Origin of the sequence: Ramlibacter ginsenosidimutans (genome assembly GCF_016654015.1) — a bacterium.
Lineage (GTDB): Bacteria > Pseudomonadota > Gammaproteobacteria > Burkholderiales > Burkholderiaceae_C > Ramlibacter > Ramlibacter ginsenosidimutans.
Map to the genome: position 1 here is coordinate 517,295 of NZ_JAEPWM010000001.1, position 18,900 is coordinate 536,194.

The 18,900-nt window shown below is 69.1% G+C and carries 15 protein-coding genes; 5 read left to right on the forward strand and 10 right to left on the reverse strand.

Annotation, left to right across the window (positions count from 1 at the left end; genetic code table 11):
- Positions 1 to 66: 66 nt before the first annotated feature.
- From galK to JJB11_RS02555, 3 genes are read right to left on the reverse strand one after another with little or no spacing between them, the layout of a single operon-like run.
- The gene (gene galK / locus JJB11_RS02545) at positions 67 to 1,119 is read right to left on the reverse strand and encodes a galactokinase (protein WP_201166327.1); all 1,053 of its coding nucleotides are present in this window, start codon (positions 1,117 to 1,119) and stop codon (positions 67 to 69) included.
- Positions 1,119 to 2,201, reverse strand: a complete 1,083-nt coding sequence (gene galT, locus JJB11_RS02550) for a galactose-1-phosphate uridylyltransferase (protein WP_201166328.1) — start codon at positions 2,199 to 2,201, stop codon at positions 1,119 to 1,121. Before galT ends, galK begins: the two co-directional genes overlap by 1 nt.
- Positions 2,201 to 3,991, reverse strand: a complete 1,791-nt coding sequence (locus JJB11_RS02555) for a glycoside hydrolase family 2 protein (protein ID WP_201964559.1) — start codon at positions 3,989 to 3,991, stop codon at positions 2,201 to 2,203. Before JJB11_RS02555 ends, galT begins: the two co-directional genes overlap by 1 nt.
- A 112-nt stretch (positions 3,992 to 4,103) precedes the next feature.
- Between JJB11_RS02555 and nthA the strand changes: the two genes are divergently transcribed.
- Both nthA and nthB read left to right on the forward strand, forming a co-directional pair.
- Positions 4,104 to 4,736, forward strand: a complete 633-nt coding sequence (gene nthA, locus JJB11_RS02560) for a nitrile hydratase subunit alpha (protein WP_201166330.1) — start codon at positions 4,104 to 4,106, stop codon at positions 4,734 to 4,736.
- Positions 4,737 to 4,851: 115 nt separating this feature from the next.
- Positions 4,852 to 5,511 (forward strand): nitrile hydratase subunit beta, encoded by a 660-nt coding sequence (nthB, locus tag JJB11_RS02565; RefSeq protein ID WP_201166331.1) that lies wholly within the window; start codon positions 4,852 to 4,854, stop codon positions 5,509 to 5,511.
- Positions 5,512 to 5,556: 45 nt separating this feature from the next.
- On the opposite strand, the gene JJB11_RS02570 is transcribed toward nthB, so the two are convergent.
- Positions 5,557 to 5,766 (reverse strand): hypothetical protein, encoded by a 210-nt coding sequence (locus JJB11_RS02570; RefSeq protein WP_201166332.1) that lies wholly within the window; start codon positions 5,764 to 5,766, stop codon positions 5,557 to 5,559.
- A gap of 65 nt (positions 5,767 to 5,831) precedes the next feature.
- Here JJB11_RS02570 and JJB11_RS02575 point away from each other — a divergent pair, with 65 nt between their 5' ends.
- Both JJB11_RS02575 and JJB11_RS02580 read left to right on the forward strand, forming a co-directional pair.
- Complete coding sequence (locus tag JJB11_RS02575; RefSeq protein ID WP_201166333.1) at positions 5,832 to 6,572, forward strand: Crp/Fnr family transcriptional regulator; 741 nt, start codon at positions 5,832 to 5,834, stop codon at positions 6,570 to 6,572.
- Between the two features lie 14 nt (positions 6,573 to 6,586).
- Complete coding sequence (locus JJB11_RS02580) at positions 6,587 to 6,961, forward strand: nitrile hydratase accessory protein (protein WP_201166334.1); 375 nt, start codon at positions 6,587 to 6,589, stop codon at positions 6,959 to 6,961.
- An 8-nt stretch (positions 6,962 to 6,969) separates the two neighbouring features.
- On the opposite strand, the gene JJB11_RS02585 is transcribed toward JJB11_RS02580, so the two are convergent.
- Both JJB11_RS02585 and JJB11_RS02590 read right to left on the reverse strand, forming a co-directional pair.
- A complete protein-coding gene (locus tag JJB11_RS02585; protein WP_201166335.1) occupies positions 6,970 to 7,317 on the reverse strand; it encodes a hypothetical protein in 348 nt (115 codons plus the stop codon).
- Positions 7,318 to 7,431: 114 nt separating this feature from the next.
- Entirely contained in the window at positions 7,432 to 7,797 is a 366-nt protein-coding gene (locus JJB11_RS02590; RefSeq protein WP_201166336.1) for a hypothetical protein, read from the reverse strand.
- A 113-nt stretch (positions 7,798 to 7,910) separates the two neighbouring features.
- Here JJB11_RS02590 and JJB11_RS02595 point away from each other — a divergent pair, with 113 nt between their 5' ends.
- Positions 7,911 to 8,579, forward strand: coding sequence for a hypothetical protein (locus JJB11_RS02595; RefSeq protein ID WP_201166337.1), 669 nt, complete (start codon positions 7,911 to 7,913; stop codon positions 8,577 to 8,579).
- Positions 8,580 to 8,584: 5 nt separating this feature from the next.
- Here the strand turns inward: JJB11_RS02595 and JJB11_RS02600 are convergent, their stop codons facing one another.
- The 4 genes from JJB11_RS02600 to JJB11_RS02615 all read right to left on the reverse strand — a co-directional run bounded on the left by JJB11_RS02600 (position 8,585) and on the right by JJB11_RS02615 (position 18,690).
- A complete protein-coding gene (locus JJB11_RS02600; RefSeq protein ID WP_201166338.1) occupies positions 8,585 to 10,261 on the reverse strand; it encodes a response regulator in 1,677 nt (558 codons plus the stop codon).
- 7 nt (positions 10,262 to 10,268) lie between these two features.
- Positions 10,269 to 17,450, reverse strand: a complete 7,182-nt coding sequence (locus JJB11_RS02605; RefSeq protein ID WP_201166339.1) for a HAMP domain-containing protein — start codon at positions 17,448 to 17,450, stop codon at positions 10,269 to 10,271.
- Between the two features lie 343 nt (positions 17,451 to 17,793).
- On the reverse strand, positions 17,794 to 18,033 hold the full coding sequence (locus tag JJB11_RS02610; protein ID WP_201166340.1) for a hypothetical protein: 240 nt from the start codon (positions 18,031 to 18,033) through the stop codon (positions 17,794 to 17,796).
- Between the two features lie 219 nt (positions 18,034 to 18,252).
- Positions 18,253 to 18,690, reverse strand: a complete 438-nt coding sequence (locus tag JJB11_RS02615; RefSeq protein WP_201166341.1) for a hypothetical protein — start codon at positions 18,688 to 18,690, stop codon at positions 18,253 to 18,255.
- Positions 18,691 to 18,900: the final 210 nt, after the last annotated feature.

Consider the following 18,900-nt stretch of genomic DNA (forward strand, 5'->3'; position numbering starts at 1 on the left):
CGCCCTGCGGCCCGGCCAGGATGGGGCAGTGCCCTGTCCTGGCTTGAATGAGAGGGCGCCGGCCGCTCAGGCGGCCGGCACCAACTGCCGGCCCTTGTGCCCCGCCCCGTTGTAGTTCTCCAGCACGGATTCGGTGACCTGCCGAAGCGCATCCGCACGGCATAACGCCACGCACGCGCCGCCGAACCCCGCACCGGTGAGGCGCGCACCGAACACACCCTCTTCCGCCTGCAGCCAGCGAACGAGCAGGTCCAGCTCCGGCGTCGAGACTTCGTAGTCGTCGCGCAGGCTCGCATGCGAAGCGTTCATGAGCTGGCCGAACTCCACCGGGTCCTTGCAGTCCGCGGCCTGCAGCACGCGCGCGTTCTCGGTGAACACGTGGCGGGCCCGGCGCCGCAGCAGCGGATCGGACAGCGCCTCGATCTGCGCCAGGCTCTGCACGTCGCGCAGCGAGGCGACGCCGAGCGCACGCGCCGCGGCTTCGCATTCGCTGCGCCGCTGGTTGTAGCCGCTGCCGGCCAGCGTGCGGGCCACGCCCGAGTCCAGCACCAGCACCGCACTGCCGGCCGGCAAGGGCACGTCGCGCCGCTCCAGCGAGCGCGTGTCGATCAGCAGCGCGCGGTCGGTGGCCGCCAGGCTGGACGCCATCTGGTCCATGATGCCGCAGCGCACGTGCGCGTACTCGATCTCGGCGCGCTGCGCGAGCTGCGCCACCAACACGTCGTCGAAGGGCAGGTCCAGCAGTTGGCGCAGGCAGCGCAGCGTGGCCACTTCCAGGGCGGCGCTGGACGACAGGCCCACGCCCATGGGCACGTCGGAGTGCACTTCGATGTCGAGCCCCGGGATATCGGCCCGCTGCGCGCGCGCGAGCGCGAGGCAGCCGTACACGTAGGTCGCGAAGTGTTCGGTGGGCGGCTCGTCGAAGCTGAAGCGCACCGTCTCGTCCAGCTCCGCGGCGTGCAGGGAGAAGGCGGTGCTGCCGTTGCGGCGCATCGTCACCCGCGTGCGCTGCGCGATGGCCACCGGCAGCACGAAGCCGTCGTTGTAGTCGGTGTGTTCGCCCAGCAGGTTCACGCGGCCGGGGGCGCCCGCCACCGCTTCGATCTCGGCGTCGGCCATCAGAACTTCACCTCCACCTGCTGCAGCTCGCGCGCCTTGTCTTCGGGCAGCGCATCCATGGCGAAGAAGCCGGCCGCGAGTTCGGTGCCGGCGAGGTACTTGAGGCGATCGCGCGTGCGGTACGGCGGCCAGATCTGCGCGTGCAGGTGCGACTCGGGGTGCGGCTTGCCGTCGGTGGGCGCCTGGTACCAGGCCATGAGGTAGGGGAACGGCCGCTGCCACAGCGCGTCGTATTTCATCAGCACCGTCTTCAGGGCCTTGGCCAGGTCCGCACGCACGACGGGCGCGAGCTGCGCGAAGCCCGGCACCGGCACGATGGGCGCGATCCACACCTCGTAGGGGTAGCGCGCACACACCGGCACGAACGCCACCGCATGCGGTCCCTCGTACAGCATGCGCGCGCCGTCGCGGCGCTCGGCGGCGATGTGATCCTCCAACAGGCCGCGGCCGCGCTTCGCGTAGTGCTCCGCCATCATGCGCTGCTGCCGCTCGGGCACCGGCGGCACGACCGGATAGGCATAGATCTGGCCGTGCGGATGGTGCAGGGTCACGCCCACTTCGGCGCCGCGGTTCTCGAACGGCAGCACGTACTGGATCACCTCCTCGCCGCCGATGCGGTGCGTGCGGTCGCCCCACACCTGCAGCAGCAGCTCGATGTGGTCCAGCGGCAGCGCACCCAGCGACGCCGTGCGGTCCTGCGTGAACACCACCACCTCGCAGCGGCCTTCGGCCGAGGCCGTCGGCACGATCAGCTCCGGCGGCTCGGCGACGAAGCCGCCCAGCGAAGGAAAGCGGTTCTCGAACACCGCGATGTCCCAAGGCCCCGCCGGCACCTCGGTGGGATTGGCCGGATCCGTCGTCGGCGCGAGCGGGTTGTATTCCGGCGGCGGCAGGAAGGTACGGTCCTGCCGGTGCGCGGCATAGGTGACCCATTCGCCGCGCAGCGGATGCCAGCGCAGGTGCGCGCCGCCGGTGAGCGGATCGGGAAAGGGACTGGGCGCACGCAGGTCCTGCGGCAGCGGCCCGCGCGCGTACAGCGTCATCGGCCGGCCGTCCGGCTTGGTGAGCTCCAGCGTGTGCATCACACGCCCCCGGGGATGTAGGTGCGCGAGCGCGAGGTCACCTTGCGCACGCGCTCCAGCGGGATCTTGGGCGTGCGGTCCGCGTACAGCAGGCCGTTGGCTTCCTGGAAGGTGTCGGCGAACTGCGTGTAGCAGAAGCCGGAGAACAGCGCCGTGTTCACGATGGTGTCCATCAACGCCTCGTACACCTGCGCGAAGGTCTCCGCGTCCGCGATCTCGGTGTAGCCCCAGATCTTCTTCACGCCGGCCTCGCTCCGCCCCTGGAAGGCGATGCCGCCGAATTCGCTCAGCATGATGGGCTGGCCCTGGTGCGGGTAGCCGTCCAGCGTGAGCACGCGCCCGCCCGGGCGGCGCCGGTCGAACAGTTTCTCCGGCTCCACCTCGGGGCCGTAGCGCTGCCGGATGTGCTCCAGGTTGGAGTCGTAGTCGTGGATGCCGATGATGTCGGTGGCGGAGGACTCCCAGCCGTCGTTGCCGATCACCGCGCGCGTCTGGTCCAGCGTCTTGGTGAGGTGGTACAGCGCCTCCACCGCGTGCCGGTGGGCCTGCACCGAGGGCAGCTCCGGCACGCCCCACGACTCGTTGAAGGGCACCCACACGATGATGCAGGGGTGGCTGTAGTCGCGGTCGATCGCCTCCGTCCACTCGCGTATCGTGCGCTGGATCGCTCCACGCGTGAACCGGTAGGCGGAAGGCATTTCCTCCCACACCAGCAGGCCCAGCTTGTCCGCCCAGTACAGGTAGCGCGGGTCCTCGATCTTCTGGTGCTTGCGCACGCCGTTGAAGCCCATCGCCTTGGCCAGTTCCACGTCGCGCTTGAGGGCCTCGTCGCTCGGCGCGGCCAGCAAGGTCTCCGGCCAGTAGCCCTGGTCCAGCACCATGCGCAGGACGTAGGGACGGCCATTGAGCATGAACCGGTCGCGCAGCACGTTGGCCGAGCGCAGCGCGGTATACGAAGCCACCTCGTCCACCATCTCGCCCTTGATCCACAGGCGCAGCTTCGCCTCCAGCAGGGTCGGCCGCTCGGGGCTCCACAGCAGCTCGTTGCGGAAGTCGTCGATGCCCGGATCGGACAGCACGACATAGCGGTCGACCTCGCCGTCGACGACGCGGTAGCGGTCCTTGGCGAGCAGGCGATCGCCATGCCGCAGCTCCAGCTCGAGCGAGGCGTCGTCGCCGGTGTCGCCGAAGATCCGCGCCTCCAGCCCGATCTGGAAGCCTTCCAGGCGCGGGGTCCAGCGGATCTTCGCGATGTGCACGGGATTCACGCGCTCCAGCCACACCGTCTGCCAGATGCCGGTGGTGCGCGGATACCAGATCGAGTGCGGCTCCAGCTGCCAGTCCTGCTTGCCGCGTGGCTTGGTCAGGTCGTGCGGGTCGTCCTCGGCGCGGACCGTGAGCACCTGCTGGCCGTCGGCGTTCAGCATCTCGGTGATGTCGGCGCTGAAGGGCGTGTGGCCCCCTTCATGCGTGACCGCCAGCTGGCCGTTGATCCACACGCGTGCGGAGTAGTCGACTGCGCCGAAATGCAGGATCACCCGGCTGCGGCCGGGCTTGCAGGTGAAATCGCGCTGGTACCAGCAGGACTTGTGGAAGCCGCGGTCGCCGATGCCGCTGGCACTGGACTCGGGTGGATAGGGAACGACGATTTCCAGGGGCCAGTCCTTGACGTCGGCCGGGCAGCCGAGGCAGTCGTGTTCGTCGAAGCGGAAGCGCCACCTGCCGTTGAGCGAGGTCCAGTCGGAACGCTGGAGTTGGGGACGGGGGTAGCCATGGTGGGGACCGGTCAAGGATGTGTTCTCCGATAAAAATACGCGCAGCGAAAAGCTTTGCGCGCGCAGCGCCCGCGGCCTGTCGGACAAGCGCTTGAATCGGCACGCGGCCGCGGGCACACTGGCAAGCATGGGGCCAGTCCACGCACACGAGCATAACGACGATCATCATGATCCCGACCACAGCGAGCTCGACGCCACGGAGTTGCGGGTGCGCGCGTTGCAGACCGTGCTGGCACAGAAGGGCTACATCGACCCGGCCGCGCTCGACGAGATCGTCGAGACCTACGAGCAGCGCATCGGCCCGCGCAACGGCGCCCGGGTGGTGGCAAAGGCCTGGAGCGACCCGGAGTTCCGCGCCTGGCTGCTGCGCGACGCCACCGCCGCGATCGCCTCGCTGGGCTACACCGGCCGGCAGGGCGAGCACATGGTCGCGGTAGAGAACACGCCGCAGGTCCACAACATGGTCGTGTGTACGCTCTGCAGTTGCTATCCCTGGCCGGTGCTCGGGCTGCCGCCGGTCTGGTACAAGAGCGCGCCCTACCGCTCGCGCGCGGTGCGCGATCCGCACGGCGTGCTGGCGGATTTCGGCGTCGCCCTGCCGCCCGGCCGCGAGATCCGCGTGTGGGATTCGACGGCGGAGGTGCGCTATCTGGTGCTGCCCGAGCGGCCCACGGGCACCGAGGGCTGGGACGAGGAACGCCTGGCCGCGCTCGTCACCCGCGACAGCATGATCGGCACCGGACTGGCGAGGCAGCCATGAGCCGCCGGGCCGCTCCCAAGGCGAATCCCGCAGCGCGTCGCGCGGAGGGACTTGGAATACGCCGCCGGGCCGCTCCCAAGGCGAATTCCGGAGCGCGCAGCGCGGAGGATCGTCGATGACCTACGTGACGCACGCCGACCTGGGCGGCCAGCCGGGCCACGGCCCCGTGCAGCCCGAGGACGAGAGCATCCGGTTCCACGCGGACTGGGAGCGCAGGGCACTCGCCGTGGTGCTGGCCATGGGCGCCACCGGCAGCTGGAACATCGACATGAGCCGCGCCGCCCGCGAGACGCTGCCCGACTACGAGCGCCTCAGCTATTACCAGATCTGGCTGGCGGCGCTGGAGCAGCTGATGGTGCAACGCGGCCAGCTCGCCGGGGATGAGATCGCCGCCGGCCGTATGCTGCATGCGCCGGCGCCGGTCGCGCGCGTACTGCACGGGCAGGACGTGCCCCGCGTGCTGGCGCAGGGCTCCCCCACGCAGCGCAGCGCCGGCCCCGCCCCGCGCTTCGGCGTCGGCGAGCGCGTGCGCACGCGGGAGCACGCGGTGCCGCACCACACGCGCCTGCCGGCGTATGCGCGCGGCAAGGTCGGCACGGTGGAACGCGTGCACGGCAACCACGTCTTCGCCGACACGCATGCGCAGGGACTTGGCGAACAGCCGCAGCCGCTCTACACCGTCGTCTTCGATGGCCGGGAATTGTGGGGAGCCGAGGCCGCAACTGGCCTGCGGGTCTCCATCGATGCGTGGGAGCCGTATCTCGCGGCGGCCTGAGCCGGAGGACGCATGACGCCCTGCACTCGCGCCCCGGAGCGCTTCCTAGTCGCAAGCCAGCAGGGCGCGCAGCCGCTCCGCTTCCAGGCGCATGATCTGTACGCTGCGCTGGAGGGCCTCCAAGGCAGGGTCGGCGGCGTCCGAACCCGCGAGCGGCACTTCCTTAGCATGGCGCGCGAGCGCCTCGTCGAGTCTGGCCAAGGCCTTGCGCATCTCTTCGCGCGAAGGAATGTCGCTTTGTCCGGATTCGTACATAAGCCCGGCACTATAGTTCACGCCGGTTCCCGCGCAAGTTGCATCGCTTGTAAAAGATGAACGGAATGCAGAGCCTGGAATCCGACCAGCGCGCCAACCGCCTGCTGGCATGCCTGGAGCCCGCAACGCGCGCGGCGGTAGCGCCGCGGCTGGAGCACGTCCCCCTGGTGCTGAGGCAGAACCTGTACGAGGAAGACGGGCCGATGACGGATGTGTGGTTCCCGGCCGCCGGCGTGCTGTCCATGCTTGCCGCCACCTCGGCGGCGCAGACCCGCATCGAAGTGGCAACGATCGGGCCGGACGGCATGCTGGGCGTGCCGCTGCTGCTGGGCGGGCGGCGCAGTCCGGGCGTCGTGTTCGCGCAGGTCGAGGGCCATGGCTGGCGCATGGGCGCGGACGATTTCCTGGACGCCGTGCGCAACTACGCCGACTTCGCCGGCGTCATGCAGCGCTACGCATGCGCGCTACTGGTGCAGGTGTCGCAAGGCACCGCCTGCAACCGCGCCCACGACGTCGCGCAGCGCTGTGCCCGCTGGCTGCTGCAGACCCATGACCGCGTCGCCGGCGACACGCTGGAGCTCACGCAGGAATTCCTGGCGGAGATGCTCGGCGAGCGCCGGGCGACCGTGAACCAGGCGGCCACGGCGCTGCAGCAGCGCGGCCTGATCCGCTACAGCCGCGGTCGCATCACCGTCACGGACCGGCCAGGGCTGGAAGCAGCGGCCTGCGGCTGCTACCGTTTCATCCGCGACCAGACGGCACAGCTGCTGCCGCTGCCGCCCGCAAGCCATTCGGACGGCGCGTAGCGCCGGCCACCCTCATGAACCCCATCCCCGACCTTCCCGGACTGCCCCGCGACGCCGAGGGACCGGTTTTCGGCGCGCCCTGGCAGGCGCAGGCCTTCGCCATGGCGGTGGCCTTGCATGCGCGCGGCCTGTTCACCTGGCGCGAGTGGGCGCAGGCGCTGGCGCAGGTGATTCGCGCCGCGCCTGCGCAGGATGGCGAGGACGCGGGCGAAGCATACTGGCGCCAGTGGCTGCTGGCACTCGAGACGCTGGTCGGCGCGAAGGGGGCGAGCTCGGCAGACGAACTGCAGCGCTACCAGCAGGCCTGGGACCACGCGGCCGAGCGCACGCCGCACGGGCGGGCCATCGAATTGCGCCCCGAGGATTTCCCGCCCGCGCAGCAGCCGTAAGCAGCCTGCTAGTTCGCCAGGTAGCCGCTGCAGATCCCGCGCAGCTCCCGGATCAACTGCTCGTGCTGCGCATGCAGTGCGATCACGCGGCCGTCGCTGCGGCGGGGTGAGCGCGATTCCCACAAGGCCTGCGTCAACTCCACGCGGCTGATCAGCAGGTCGCTCCAGCTGCGCACCAGCCGCGGCAGGGCCTGCGCGTGCATCTGCATGCGGTCGAAGTGATCGGAGAGCTCGCGATAGAGCGCCGGGTCCCAATGCCGTTCGAGCAGCACGTCCAGGCCCGCCGAGTACCGGGCCAGTTCATCGGAGAGCTGCCCGGCCACGGCGAGCTGCTCGGGGGAATGCGACGGTAACAAGAACGCGCTCCGGCTTCTTTTCGAAACCGGACTCTACCGTGAGTTGACGTACGCGCGAAGCGGAGAAAGTGCCCCACTATCCGCCTCGGGCAATCGCGGCCCGCACCGCGGGCCTCAATCGAGCGCGAAGGCCTCGCGCAAGGCGGCACAGAAGGCGGCGCTGCCGCTGACGGTCAGCGAGAGCGTGATGCGCGGCGCGTCCGCCTCGCCCGCGTGCAGCTCGAGCTGCGCGGCGCCGGGTGAATAGCGCACCTCCAGCGGGGTCGAGACTTCGCGCACGCCCTGCAGGGCGTAGTCCCATTCGCCACCGTCCTCCAGCGGCGCGGCCGGACCGAAGCGGCGCTCGGCCCAGTCGAGCACGCGTTGGACCTCGGCCTGCAGCGCGGGCCACTGCGCCGGCGCAGCCGCGGCCATGGCGTCGAAGCTGCCGCCGCCGTGCGCATCGCCGCTGAACTCGAAGTCGAGCCAGGAGAGTTCCATGGCGCCATCATAGGTGCCGGTTACAGCAGGCGACAGTGGCGCTCGCCCGCCGCGGAATGCTGCTACGTTGGGCGATGCGTCGCGTGCAGGCGCGAAGCCAGGGAGACCTTGCCATGGACACCAACGTGCTGCTCACCATCGCCATCCTCGTGCTGCTCGCGGTGATCGCCGCGGCCTTGCTGATGCGGCGCAAGCGCTCGCAGCGGCTCGCGCAGCGCTTCGGCCCGGAGTACGACCGCACGGTGGAGAGCACGGGCAGCCGCTCGCGCGCGGAGGCCGAACTGGCGGCGCGGGAAAAGCGCCGGGAGAAACTCGAGATCCAGCCGCTCGAGGCAGCCGAGGCCCAGCGCTTCCGCATGGAGTGGGACCGCGTGCAGGCGCGCTTCGTCGACAACCCGCGCTCCGCCGTGTCCGAGGCGGACCTGCTGGTGCGCGACGTGATGATGCGCCGCGGCTACCCGATGGGCGACTTCGACGCGCGCGCCGCCGACCTCTCGGTGGACCACCCGCGGGTCGTCGAGCATTACCGCGCCGCGCACGCCATCGCGCTGCGCGACGCGCAGGGCGAAGCGGACACCGAGGGCCTGCGCCAGGCGTTCGTGCACTACCGCGTGCTGTTCGATGAACTGCTCCAGCCTGCGCCGGCAGCGGCGCCCGCGCGCCGCACTGCGGCCGACGATCCGCCCGCGGAGAAGCTCCGCGGTGGGCTGCTGCCGCCCGAGCGCGCGATGGCCAAGGAGGAGCCGTCCGTGCGCGAGCGCGAGCGGCACAAGGAGAAGTAGGCGGGCTAGCGCCTGATCGACACGCTGCCGTCCAGGCGCGCCGAGATCAGCTCCAGCAAGCGCTCGATGTCCACCGGCTTGACCAGGTGCTGGTCGAAGCCCGCTGCGCGCGCTCGCTCCTGGTCCTGCGGCTGGCCCCAGCCGGTCAGGGCGATCAGCGTGCGCGCGCCGCCGCCGGCCTGCTCGCGGATCTGCCGGCAAGCCTCGTAGCCGTTGGTGCCGGGCATGCCGATGTCCAGCACCACCAGCTCGGGATCGAAGGCAGGCACCGCCGCGACCGCGGCGTCGCCGTCGTGCACGCGATGCACGCTGTGGCCCAGCGACTCCAGCAGCATGGCCAGGGTCTCGGCGGCATCGACGTTGTCGTCGGCCACCAGGATGCGCAGCGTCCCCGCAGCTTCCCGGCGCGGGCTCGCGTTGTCCGCCGGCGCCCGCGGCTCGGCCGGCGCCTGCGCCAGCGGCAGGCGCACCGTGAACACGCTGCCCTGGCCCTGGCCTTCGCTGCTGGCGGTCACGATGCCGCCGTGCAGTTCCACCAGCTTGCGCGTGAGCGACAGCCCGATGCCCAGGCCGCCGCGCGCGCGCGACAGCGCCGGCTCTTCCTGCGAGAACATCTCGAACACCTGCTCCAGCCGGCGCGGCGAGATGCCGATGCCGTTGTCGCGGATCGAAACCAGCACCGTCCCGTCCTCGCTCACCACCCGCAACTCCAGCTGGCCACCGGGATCGGTGTACTTCGCCGCGTTGCTCAGGAGGTTGATGAACGCCTGCGCCAGGCGCGCGCGGTCGCCGTGCACCGTGAGTTTCGTGGCCGGCTGCAGCACCGTGAGCTTGTGGCCGGCGCCATCGATCTGCGGCTGCACCGTCTCCAGCGCGTCGCCCAGCACCTGGTCGAGCGTGAGCAGCTCGCGCCGCAGCTCGATGCGGCCCTGGCCGATGCGGCTGACGTCCATCAGCTCCTCGATCAGCCGCCCCATCAGGCTCACCTGCCGGTCGATCAGCTCCGAGGCCCACTGCACGTCGGTGGTGCCGGGCCCGCGCAGCTTGAGGAAGTGCACGGCGTTGCGCACGGGCGCCAGCGGGTTGCGCAATTCGTGGGCCAGCGTGGCGAGGAATTCGTCCTTGCGCCGGCTGGCCTCCAGCAACCGCGACTCGCTCTCGCGCAAGGCCGCCGTGCGCTCGGTGACGCGCTGGTCCAGCGAGGCGTTCAGCTCCGACAGCCGCTCCTCGGCGCGCCGGCGCTCGGCGACCTCCTCCAGCAGCTGGCGGTTGGCCTGCGCCAGCTCGCGCTCCTTGCGGTGCAGTTCCGCGAACACCGAGACCTTGGAGCGCAGCACGGCCGGATTCACCGGCTTCTGCAGGTAGTCGACCGCCCCCGTGCCGTAGCCCTCCAGGATGTGCCGGTCCTCGTGGAAGTAGGCGGTGAGGAAGACGATCGGGATGCGCGCCGTCTTGCGGCGCTGCTTCACCATCTGTGCCACCTCGAAGCCGCTCATGCCGGGCATCTGCACGTCCAGCACCAGCAGGGCGAACTCCTCGTTGACCAGGCGCAGCAAGGCTTCGTCGCCCGAGGTGGCACGGACCAGGCGGTAGCCCGGGTCGTCCAGGATGGACTCCAGCACCGCGAGGTTCCTCGGCTCGTCGTCGACGAGCAGGATGTTGACCGGTTCGGGCGGGTTCATGCCGGCCTCACCGGAACAGCCAGACGCGCATCAGCGACAGCAACTGGTCGGTGTTGACCGGCTTGGAGATGTAGTCGCTCGCGCCGGCCTGCAGGCACTTCTCGCGGTCGCCCTTCATCGCCTTCGCGGTAAGCGCCAGGATCGGCAGGGTACGGAACGCGCCGTGCTTGCGGATCTCGCGCATGGTTTCGTAGCCATCCATCTCCGGCATCATGATGTCCATCAGCACCATCTCGAAGTCCGGCGACTCCTTCAGGATCTCGATCGCCTGCCGCCCGTTGGTGGCGCTGACCACGTCCACCTCGTGGTTCTCCAGCAGCGAGGTGAGCGCGAAGATGTTGCGCACGTCGTCGTCGACCACCAGCACCTTGCGCCGGCGCAGCACCTCGGACGAGTTGTGCAGGCGGTCCAGCATGGCCTGCTTTTCAGCAGGCAGCTGCGTGACGACGCGATGCAGGAACAGGGCGGTCTCGTCCAGCAGGCGCTCCGGCGACTGGACGTCCTTCAGCACGATGCTCTTGGCCATGCTGTGCAGGCGGTCCTGCTCGGCATCCGTGAGGTCCTTGCCGGTGAAGACCACCACCGGCACGGTGGCCAGCTGCGGCTCGGCCCGCATGGTCTCCAGCAGCTCGAAGCCGGTCATGTCCGGCAGCCGCAGGTCCAGCACCACGCAGTCGAACGCCTGCTTGCGCATGGCCGTGAGCGCTGCGTCGCCGCTGCCCGCGGTGGCGATGTCGATATCGTCGTAGCCCAGGAGCTCCACCACGGCGTCGCGCTCGACGTCGTTGTCCTCCACCACCAGCAGGCGCCGGGTGCGGGGTTGCGTGAAGTCCTTCAGGCGATCGAACGCGGCCTCGAGCCCGGTCGTGGTGGGCTCCTTCAGCAGGTAGTTGAAGGCGCCGTGCGACAGGCCGTGCTGCCGCTCCTCTTCCATCGTGACGATCTGCACCGGGATGTGCCGCAGCGCCGGATCCAGCTTCAGCTGGTTCAGCACCGTCCAGCCCAGCATGTCGGGCAGGAAGATGTCCAGCGAAATCGCCGCCGGCAGGTACTGCCGCGCGAGGGACAGGCCCATCGCGCCCTTGTTCGCGACCAGCCCCTTGAAGCCCTTGTCGCGTGCCATGCCGAGCAGGATGCGCGCGTAGTGCGGATCGTCCTCGATGACCAGCAGTACCGGGTCGCCCGGCTGGATCGATTCGCGGTCGTCCGGCACGTGCTCCTCGCGCGCGACCGGCAGCGTGATCACCGTGTTCTCCGGCATCGTCGCCTTGCGCGCGCCGGCGGCGGCCGGCTCGGCGCCCGCGTAGTGCAGCGGCAGGTACAGCGTGAAGGTGCTGCCCTGGCCCGGGACGGACTGCAGCTTGATCTCGCCGCCCAGCAGCAAGGCGAGTTCGCGCGAGATCGCCAGGCCCAGGCCCGTGCCGCCGTACTTGCGCGAGGTGCCCGCGTCGGCCTGCTGGAACGCCTCGAAGATCAGGCGCTGCTTGTCCGGCGGCACGCCGATGCCCGTGTCTTCCACCGCGAAGGCGATCACGTGCGCCGACTGCGACAGCACCGGGTGGTCCGGGCTCCAGCCCGCCGTCGCCTGGCCCACGCGGACTTCCACGTGACCGTGGCCCGTGAACTTCACCGCGTTGGACAGCAGGTTCTTCAGGATCTGCTGCAGGCGCTTGGGATCGCTCTCCATGGTGCGCGGCAGGTCGTCCGCGAACTTGAGGTGCAGCGGCAGGTTCTTCTGCTCGGCGACGTGGCGGAAGTTGCGGTCCAGGCTCTCGCGCAGGCCCTGGAACGGAATCTCCTCGATGTCCACCGTGACCGTGCCCGACTCGATCTTGGACAGGTCCAGGATGTCGTTGATCAGGTTCAGCAGGTCGGAGCCCGAGGAGTTGATGTTGCGGGAGAACTCCACCTGCTTGGTCGTGAGGTTGCCGGCGGAGTTCTCCGCCATCTGCTGCGACAGGATCAGGATGGAGTTGAGCGGCGTGCGCAGCTCGTGCGACATGTTCGCCAGGAACTCGGACTTGTACTTGGAGGTGAGCGCCAGTTCGGACGCCTTCTCCTCCAGCGCGCGGCGGGCCTGTTCCACTTCCGCGTTCTTGCGCTCCACTTCCGCGTTCTGCTCGGCGAGCAGCCGCGCCTTGTTCTGCAGTTCCTCGTTGGTCTGCTGCAGTTCGGTCTGGCGGGCCTGCAGTTCCACCGTGAGCTGCTGCGACTGCTTGAGCAGGCCCTCGGTGCGCATGGTCGCCTCGATGGTGTTGAACACCGCGCCCAGGCCGAGGGCGAGCTGGTCGAGGAAGTTCAGGTTGACGCCGGTGAAAGGCTGCAGCGACGCGAGCTCGATCACGGCCTTGGTCTGGTTCTCGTACGGCACCGGCAGCACCAGCACGCTGACCGTCGACGCCTCGCCCAGGCTGGAGGCGATTCGCACGTAGTCGGCGGGCACGTCGGTGAGCAGCATGCGGCGCTTCTGCAGCGCGCATTCGCCGACCAGGCCCTCGCCCACGCGCACGGTGTCGGCCACCTGCACCTCCCCCGTGCCGGCGTAGGTCGCCAGCACGACGAGCTCGTTGTTGTCGCCCAGGTTGTTGTGGTAGATGCTGCCCTGGTGCGCATTCACCAGCGGCGCGAGCTCCGACAGCAGCAGCTTGCCCACGGTGTTCAGGTCGCGCTGGCCCTGCAGCATGCCGGTGAAGCGCGCCAGGTTGGTCTTCAGCCAGTCCTGCTCGCGGTTGGATTCCGTGGTCTCCCGCAGGTTGGAGATCATGGTGTTGATGTTGTCCTTGAGCTCGGACACTTCGCCCTTGGCGTCGACCTGGATCGAGCGCGTGAGGTCGCCCTTGGTCACGGCCGTCGCCACTTCCGCGATGGCGCGCACCTGCGTCGTGAGGTTGGCCGCCAGCAGGTTCACGTTGCCGGTCAGGTCCTTCCAGGTGCCGGCCGCGCCCGGCACGTTGGCCTGGCCGCCCAGGCGCCCGTCCACGCCCACCTCGCGTGCGACGTTGGTCACCTGGTCGGCGAAGGTCGCGAGCGTGTCGGTCATGCCGTTGATGGTGTCGGCCAGCGCCGCCACTTCGCCCTTGGCCTGCACGGTGAGCCGCTGCGTGAGGTTGCCGTTGGCCACCGCCGTCACCACCTTCACGATGCCGCGCACCTGCTCGGTGAGGTTGGACGCCATGAAGTTCACGTTGTCCGTGAGGTCCTTCCAGGTGCCGCCCACGCCGCTCACCTGCGCCTGGCCGCCCAGCTTGCCCTCGGTGCCCACTTCGCGCGCCACGCGCGTCACTTCGTTGGCGAAGGAGTTGAGCTGGTCGACCATCGTGTTGATGGTGTTCTTCAACTCCAGGATCTCGCCCTTCACGTCCACCGTGATCTTGCGGTTCAGGTCGCCGCGCGCCACGGCCGTCGTCACCTCGGCGATGTTGCGCACCTGCGAGGTGAGGTTGGCGCCCATCGTGTTCACCGAGTCGGTCAGGTCCTTCCAGGTGCCGGCCACGCCAGGCACCACGGCCTGCACGCCCAGTCGCCCTTCCGTGCCCACCTCGCGCGCCACCCGCGTCACTTCCGACGCGAAGGAACGCAGCTGCTCCACCATCGTGTTGATGGTTTCCTTCAGCTGCAGGATCTCGCCGCGCACGTCCACGGTGATCTTCTTGGAGAGGTCACCGTTGGCCACGGCGATCGTCACCTCGGCGATGTTGCGCACCTGGTTCGTGAGGTTGGACGCCATCGAGTTGACGTTGTCGGTCAGGTCCTTCCAGGTGCCGGCCACGCCGGGCACCTGCGCCTGGCCGCCGAGCTTGCCTTCGGATCCCACCTCGCGCGCCACGCGCGTCACTTCGGAGGCGAAGGCCGAGAGCTGGTCGACCATCGTGTTGATGGTTTCCTTCAGCTGCAGGATCTCGCCCTTCACGTCCACGGTGATCTTGCGGCCCAGGTCGCCGCGGGCGATGGCGGTCGCCACGTCGGCGATGTTGCGCACCTGGCCCGTCAGGTTGTTGGCCATGGAGTTGACGTTGTCCGTCAAATCCTTCCACGTGCCGGCCACCCCGGGCACCTGCGCCTGGCCGCCGAGCTTGCCCTCGGTGCCCACTTCGCGCGCGACCCGCGACACTTCCGCGGCGAACGCGTTGAGCTGGTCCACCATCGTGTTGATGGTTTCCTTCAGCTCCAGGATTTCGCCGCGCACGTCCACGGTGATCTTCTTGGACAGGTCGCCGTTGGCCACCGCGATCGTCACTTCCGCGATGTTGCGCACCTGGTCGGTCAGGTTGGACGCCATCGAGTTGACGTTGTCCGTCAAGTCCTTCCAGGTGCCGGCCACGCCACCCACGGCGGCTTGGCCCCCGAGCTTGCCCTCGGTGCCCACTTCGCGCGCGACGCGCGACACCTCGCCGGCGAACGAGTTCAGCTGGTCGACCATGGTGTTGATGGTCTGCTTGAGCTGCAGGATCTCGCCGCGCACGTCCACGGTGATCTTCTTGGACAGGTCGCCGCGCGCGATGGCGGTCGCCACGTCGGCGATGTTGCGCACCTGCGCCGTCAGGTTGGACGCCATGAAGTTCACGGAGTCGGTCAAGTCCTTCCACGTGCCCGCCACGCCCGGCACCTGCGCCTGGCCGCCCAGCTTGCCTTCGGTGCCCACCTCGCGCGCCACCCGCGTCACTTCCGATGCGAAGGCGTTGAGCTGGTCCACCATCGTGTTGATGGTGTTCTTCAGCTCCAGGATTTCGCCCTTCACCTCCACCGTGATCTTGCGCGAGAGGTCGCCCCGGGCCACGGCCGTCGTCACTTCCGCGATGTTGCGCACCTGACCGGTCAGGTTGTTCGCCATCGAGTTGACGTTGTCGGTCAGGTCCTTCCAGGTGCCGGCCACGCCGCGCACCTGCGCCTGGCCGCCCAGCTTGCCTTCCGTGCCCACCTCGCGCGCGACGCGCGTCACTTCGGACGCGAAGCCATTGAGCTGGTCCACCATGGTGTTCAAGGTGTTCTTCAGCTCCAGGATCTCGCCCTTCACGTCCACCGTGATCTTCTTCGAGAGGTCGCCGTTGGCCACCGCCGTCGCCACGTCCGCGATGTTGCGGACCTGCGCGGTGAGGTTGTTGGCCATGAAGTTCACGTTGTCGGTGAGGTCCTTCCAGGTCCCCGCCACGCCCGGCACCTGCGCCTGGCCACCGAGCTTGCCTTCGGTGCCCACCTCGCGCGCCACGCGCGACACCTCGCCGGCAAAGCCGTTCAGCTGGTCGACCATCGTGTTGATGGTGTTCTTCAGCTCCAGGATTTCGCCGCGCACGTCCACGGTGATCTTCTTGGACAGGTCGCCCCGCGCCACCGCCGTCGTCACCTCCGCGATGTTGCGCACCTGGTCGGTCAGGTTGGACGCCATCGAGTTGACGTTGTCGGTCAGGTCCTTCCACGTGCCGGCGACGCCGGGCACCTGCGCCTGGCCGCCGAGCTTGCCTTCCGTGCCCACCTCGCGCGCGACGCGCGACACTTCCGACGCGAAGGCATTGAGCTGGTCCACCATGGTGTTGATGGTGTTCTTCAGCTCCAGCACCTCGCCGCGCACGTCCACCGTGATCTTCTTGGACAGGTCGCCGTTGGCCACCGCGGTCGTCACTTCGGCGATGTTGCGCACCTGGCCCGTGAGGTTGGACGCCATGAAGTTCACGTTGTCCGTGAGGTCCTTCCACGTACCCGCCACGCCCGGCACCTGCGCCTGGCCACCCAGCTTGCCTTCCGTGCCCACTTCGCGCGCGACGCGCGTCACCTCCGACGCGAAGCCATTGAGCTGGTCCACCATCGTGTTGATGGTTTCCTTCAGCTGCAGGATCTCGCCCTTGACCTCCACGGTGATCTTGCGCGAGAGGTCGCCGCGCGCGATGGCCGTCGCCACGCCCGCGATGTTGCGCACCTGGCCCGTGAGGTTGGAGGCCATGGAGTTCACGGAGTCGGTCAGGTCCTTCCACGTGCCGGCGATGCCCGGCACCTGCGCCTGGCCGCCCAGCTTTCCTTCCGTGCCCACCTCGCGCGCGACGCGGGTCACCTCGGAGGCGAAGCCGTTCAACTGGTCCACCATCGTGTTGATGGTTTCCTTCAGCTCCAGGATCTCGCCCTTCACGTCCACCGTGATCTTGCGCGAGAGGTCGCCGCGCGCCACCGCCGTCGTCACCGTCGCGATGTTGCGCACCTGCGAGGTGAGGTTGTTGGCCATGGAGTTGACCGAGTCGGTCAGGTCCTTCCACGTGCCGGCCACGCCGGGCACCACGGCCTGGCCGCCCAGCCGGCCGTCGGTGCCGACTTCACGCGCGACGCGCGTCACTTCGGAGGCGAACGAGCGCAGCTGGTCCACCATGGTGTTGGTGGCTTCCTTCAGCTGCAGGATCTCGCCGCGCACGTCCACGGTGATCTTCTTGGACAGGTCTCCGTTGGCCACCGCGATCGTCACGTCCGCGATGTTGCGCACCTGCGCCGTGAGGTTGCCCGCCATCTGGTTGACGGAGTCGGTCAGGTCCTTCCACACACCCGACACGCCCTTCACCTTGGCCTGGCCGCCCAGCTTGCCCTCGGTGCCCACTTCGCGCGCGACCCGCGTCACTTCGGACGTGAAGACCGAGAGCTGGTCGATCATCGTGTTCACCAGCTTGGCGGAGCGCAGGAACTCGCCCATCAGCGGGCGACCGTCCACCTGGAGTTCCATCGGCTGGCCGAGATCGCCCTTCGCGACCGCGCCGATGGTGCGGGCGATGTCCGTCGTCGGCCGCACGAGGTCGTCGATCAGGGTGTTGAATGAGTCGACCTGCTCCGCCCAGGCGCCGATCGCACCCGGCGCGGAGATGCGCTGCGTGAGCCGGCCTTCCTTGCCCACGGTGTTGGACAGGCGCGCTGCCTCGGTGGTGATGCGGTCCGCGTTGGCGATGCTGTGGTTGAACGCTTCGGCGATGCGCGCATCGACGCCGGACCAGTCGTTGGGCAGGCGCGCGCTGAAGTCGCCGCCCGCGAAGGCCATCAGCGCCGCGAGCACCTGGCGCGAACGCGCGTCGCCGCCTTCGGAGTCGGCGGCTCTCGCGGTCTCGGGGAGCTTGGCCCGCGAAGGCTTCGCGAGGACGCTGCCCGGTTGCGATGTCCGGGTGCGGGCACCGGGTTTGCTGCCCTTCTTCTTGACTGCGGTGGGCGTGACGGCCTGGTCCATGTCTCTCTCTCCGGTTCGACATGCTCCCACCCGCGGGCAGCGCATTCCACTCCGGCCCGCAGCGGCGGTGCCCTGCGGAAACGGTGCGGCGCGCTGCGCGGTGCTAATGGAGCGTTGACAACACCCAGCACAAAACGGCGAACGTTCAGCTCTGGATGCCGGCTAGTGTCGGGGTGTTTTTCCGAATGCGTCGTAGGACATGGCCGACACACCGCGACGAGCGTGCGGATGCGGAAAGATGACACGGTGGAACTCGCCTCCGCGCGCGGAGACGACCCCAGCTCATGCAGCCGCGGGCGAGCCGCGGCCTCGGTTGCAGCCCTTGCAGGGCTGGCGGCGACGCTCAGGACTGGCTGGTGCTCTTGCTGCCCTGGTGCGACACACGGTGCAGCGCCGCGCCGGCGCGATGCAGCATGCTGCGCGTTGCAGCGCCCATCTTGTGCAAGGCGCCCCGGATGTCGGAGCCCACCTGGTGCGTGGTCGCTCCAGAATTCGTAGCGGTTGCGTCGTGCGCAGAGCCGGCGTGGACGGAGCCGGCGCAGCCCAGCGCCAGTGCGAGCGCGATGGCGGAAATCCTGTTCATGCCTCTGTCCTCTCGGTGATCGGGATGTCCCTGTTGGAGCGCGCAGCCCGGCGGAGTGTTGTCGGACAACGACGCATGCTCACGTGCAACGAACGAGGCGAGCGGCCGTGGCGGCGGCAGACGGGCCCGGCCGCCAGGACGGCGCCCTCCCTGCGGAACACGGAGTGCCAAAAGAAAAGGCCGGCAGCAGTGCCGCCGGCCTTGCACAGCGATCCCAGATCAGTTGCGGTCCGCGCGGGCGCCGCGCTTGCCGGCGGAGCTGCCGCTCGTGTCGGTCGTCGCGTTGTTGTCCGACATCGTGCCCGAGCCACTGGTGCCCGAGTTCATCGAGCTGCTGCTGCCGGAATTCGTGGAGCTGCTGCCCGGGGTCGTCGAGCTGTTGAGGTTCGCGTCACTGCCCGCGCCCAGCGTGCCGGTGTTCGAACCGGCCGAAGTGGAACCCGTCATCTTGGACGACGGGGTCGCGCCGGTCGCTTTGCCGGAGGTGCTGCCAGTGGTCGAGCTGCTCGTGCCCGCGTTCATCCCCGTGCTGCTGTTCGTGCCGGGGCCCGAAGCACCAGCGGTCGTGCCGCCGGTGCCTTGCGCCATCGCGACGCCGCCGAGCGCCAGGGCCGCGGCCGCAACGAGGGTGGAGAGGGTGTACTTGGTGGCTTTCATCTGGTTCCTTCCTGGATCGATTACTGGGTGGCGGCTGCTCGCCGCACGGAGAGCAAGTTAGGCATGCGAGCGCGGCGGCGGAGTGGGTCGAATCGCGCGAACCCCTGTCCGACAGCCTGAGACACGGGCGTAGGACGAGGCTGCCGGCACCGCATCTGTATGTCCTTCCAGATGAGGCTGCGGGCAAGCACAGGCGCGGCTGCGACGGCT

Coding starts and splice junctions, on each gene's coding strand:
- galT (WP_201166328.1), bottom strand. CDS start 2,201: ATGCACACGCTGGAGCTCACCAAGCCGGACGGCCGGCCGATGACGCTG.
- JJB11_RS02605 (WP_201166339.1), bottom strand. CDS start 17,450: ATGGACCAGGCCGTCACGCCCACCGCAGTCAAGAAGAAGGGCAGCAAA.
- nthA (WP_201166330.1), top strand. CDS start 4,104: ATGGGGCCAGTCCACGCACACGAGCATAACGACGATCATCATGATCCC.
- nthB (WP_201166331.1), top strand. CDS start 4,852: ATGACCTACGTGACGCACGCCGACCTGGGCGGCCAGCCGGGCCACGGC.
- JJB11_RS02570 (WP_201166332.1), bottom strand. CDS start 5,766: ATGTACGAATCCGGACAAAGCGACATTCCTTCGCGCGAAGAGATGCGC.
- JJB11_RS02600 (WP_201166338.1), bottom strand. CDS start 10,261: ATGAACCCGCCCGAACCGGTCAACATCCTGCTCGTCGACGACGAGCCG.
- JJB11_RS02610 (WP_201166340.1), bottom strand. CDS start 18,033: ATGAACAGGATTTCCGCCATCGCGCTCGCACTGGCGCTGGGCTGCGCC.
- JJB11_RS02595 (WP_201166337.1), top strand. CDS start 7,911: ATGGACACCAACGTGCTGCTCACCATCGCCATCCTCGTGCTGCTCGCG.
- galK (WP_201166327.1), bottom strand. CDS start 1,119: ATGGCCGACGCCGAGATCGAAGCGGTGGCGGGCGCCCCCGGCCGCGTG.
- JJB11_RS02590 (WP_201166336.1), bottom strand. CDS start 7,797: ATGGAACTCTCCTGGCTCGACTTCGAGTTCAGCGGCGATGCGCACGGC.
- JJB11_RS02615 (WP_201166341.1), bottom strand. CDS start 18,690: ATGAAAGCCACCAAGTACACCCTCTCCACCCTCGTTGCGGCCGCGGCC.
- JJB11_RS02580 (WP_201166334.1), top strand. CDS start 6,587: ATGAACCCCATCCCCGACCTTCCCGGACTGCCCCGCGACGCCGAGGGA.
- JJB11_RS02575 (WP_201166333.1), top strand. CDS start 5,832: ATGCAGAGCCTGGAATCCGACCAGCGCGCCAACCGCCTGCTGGCATGC.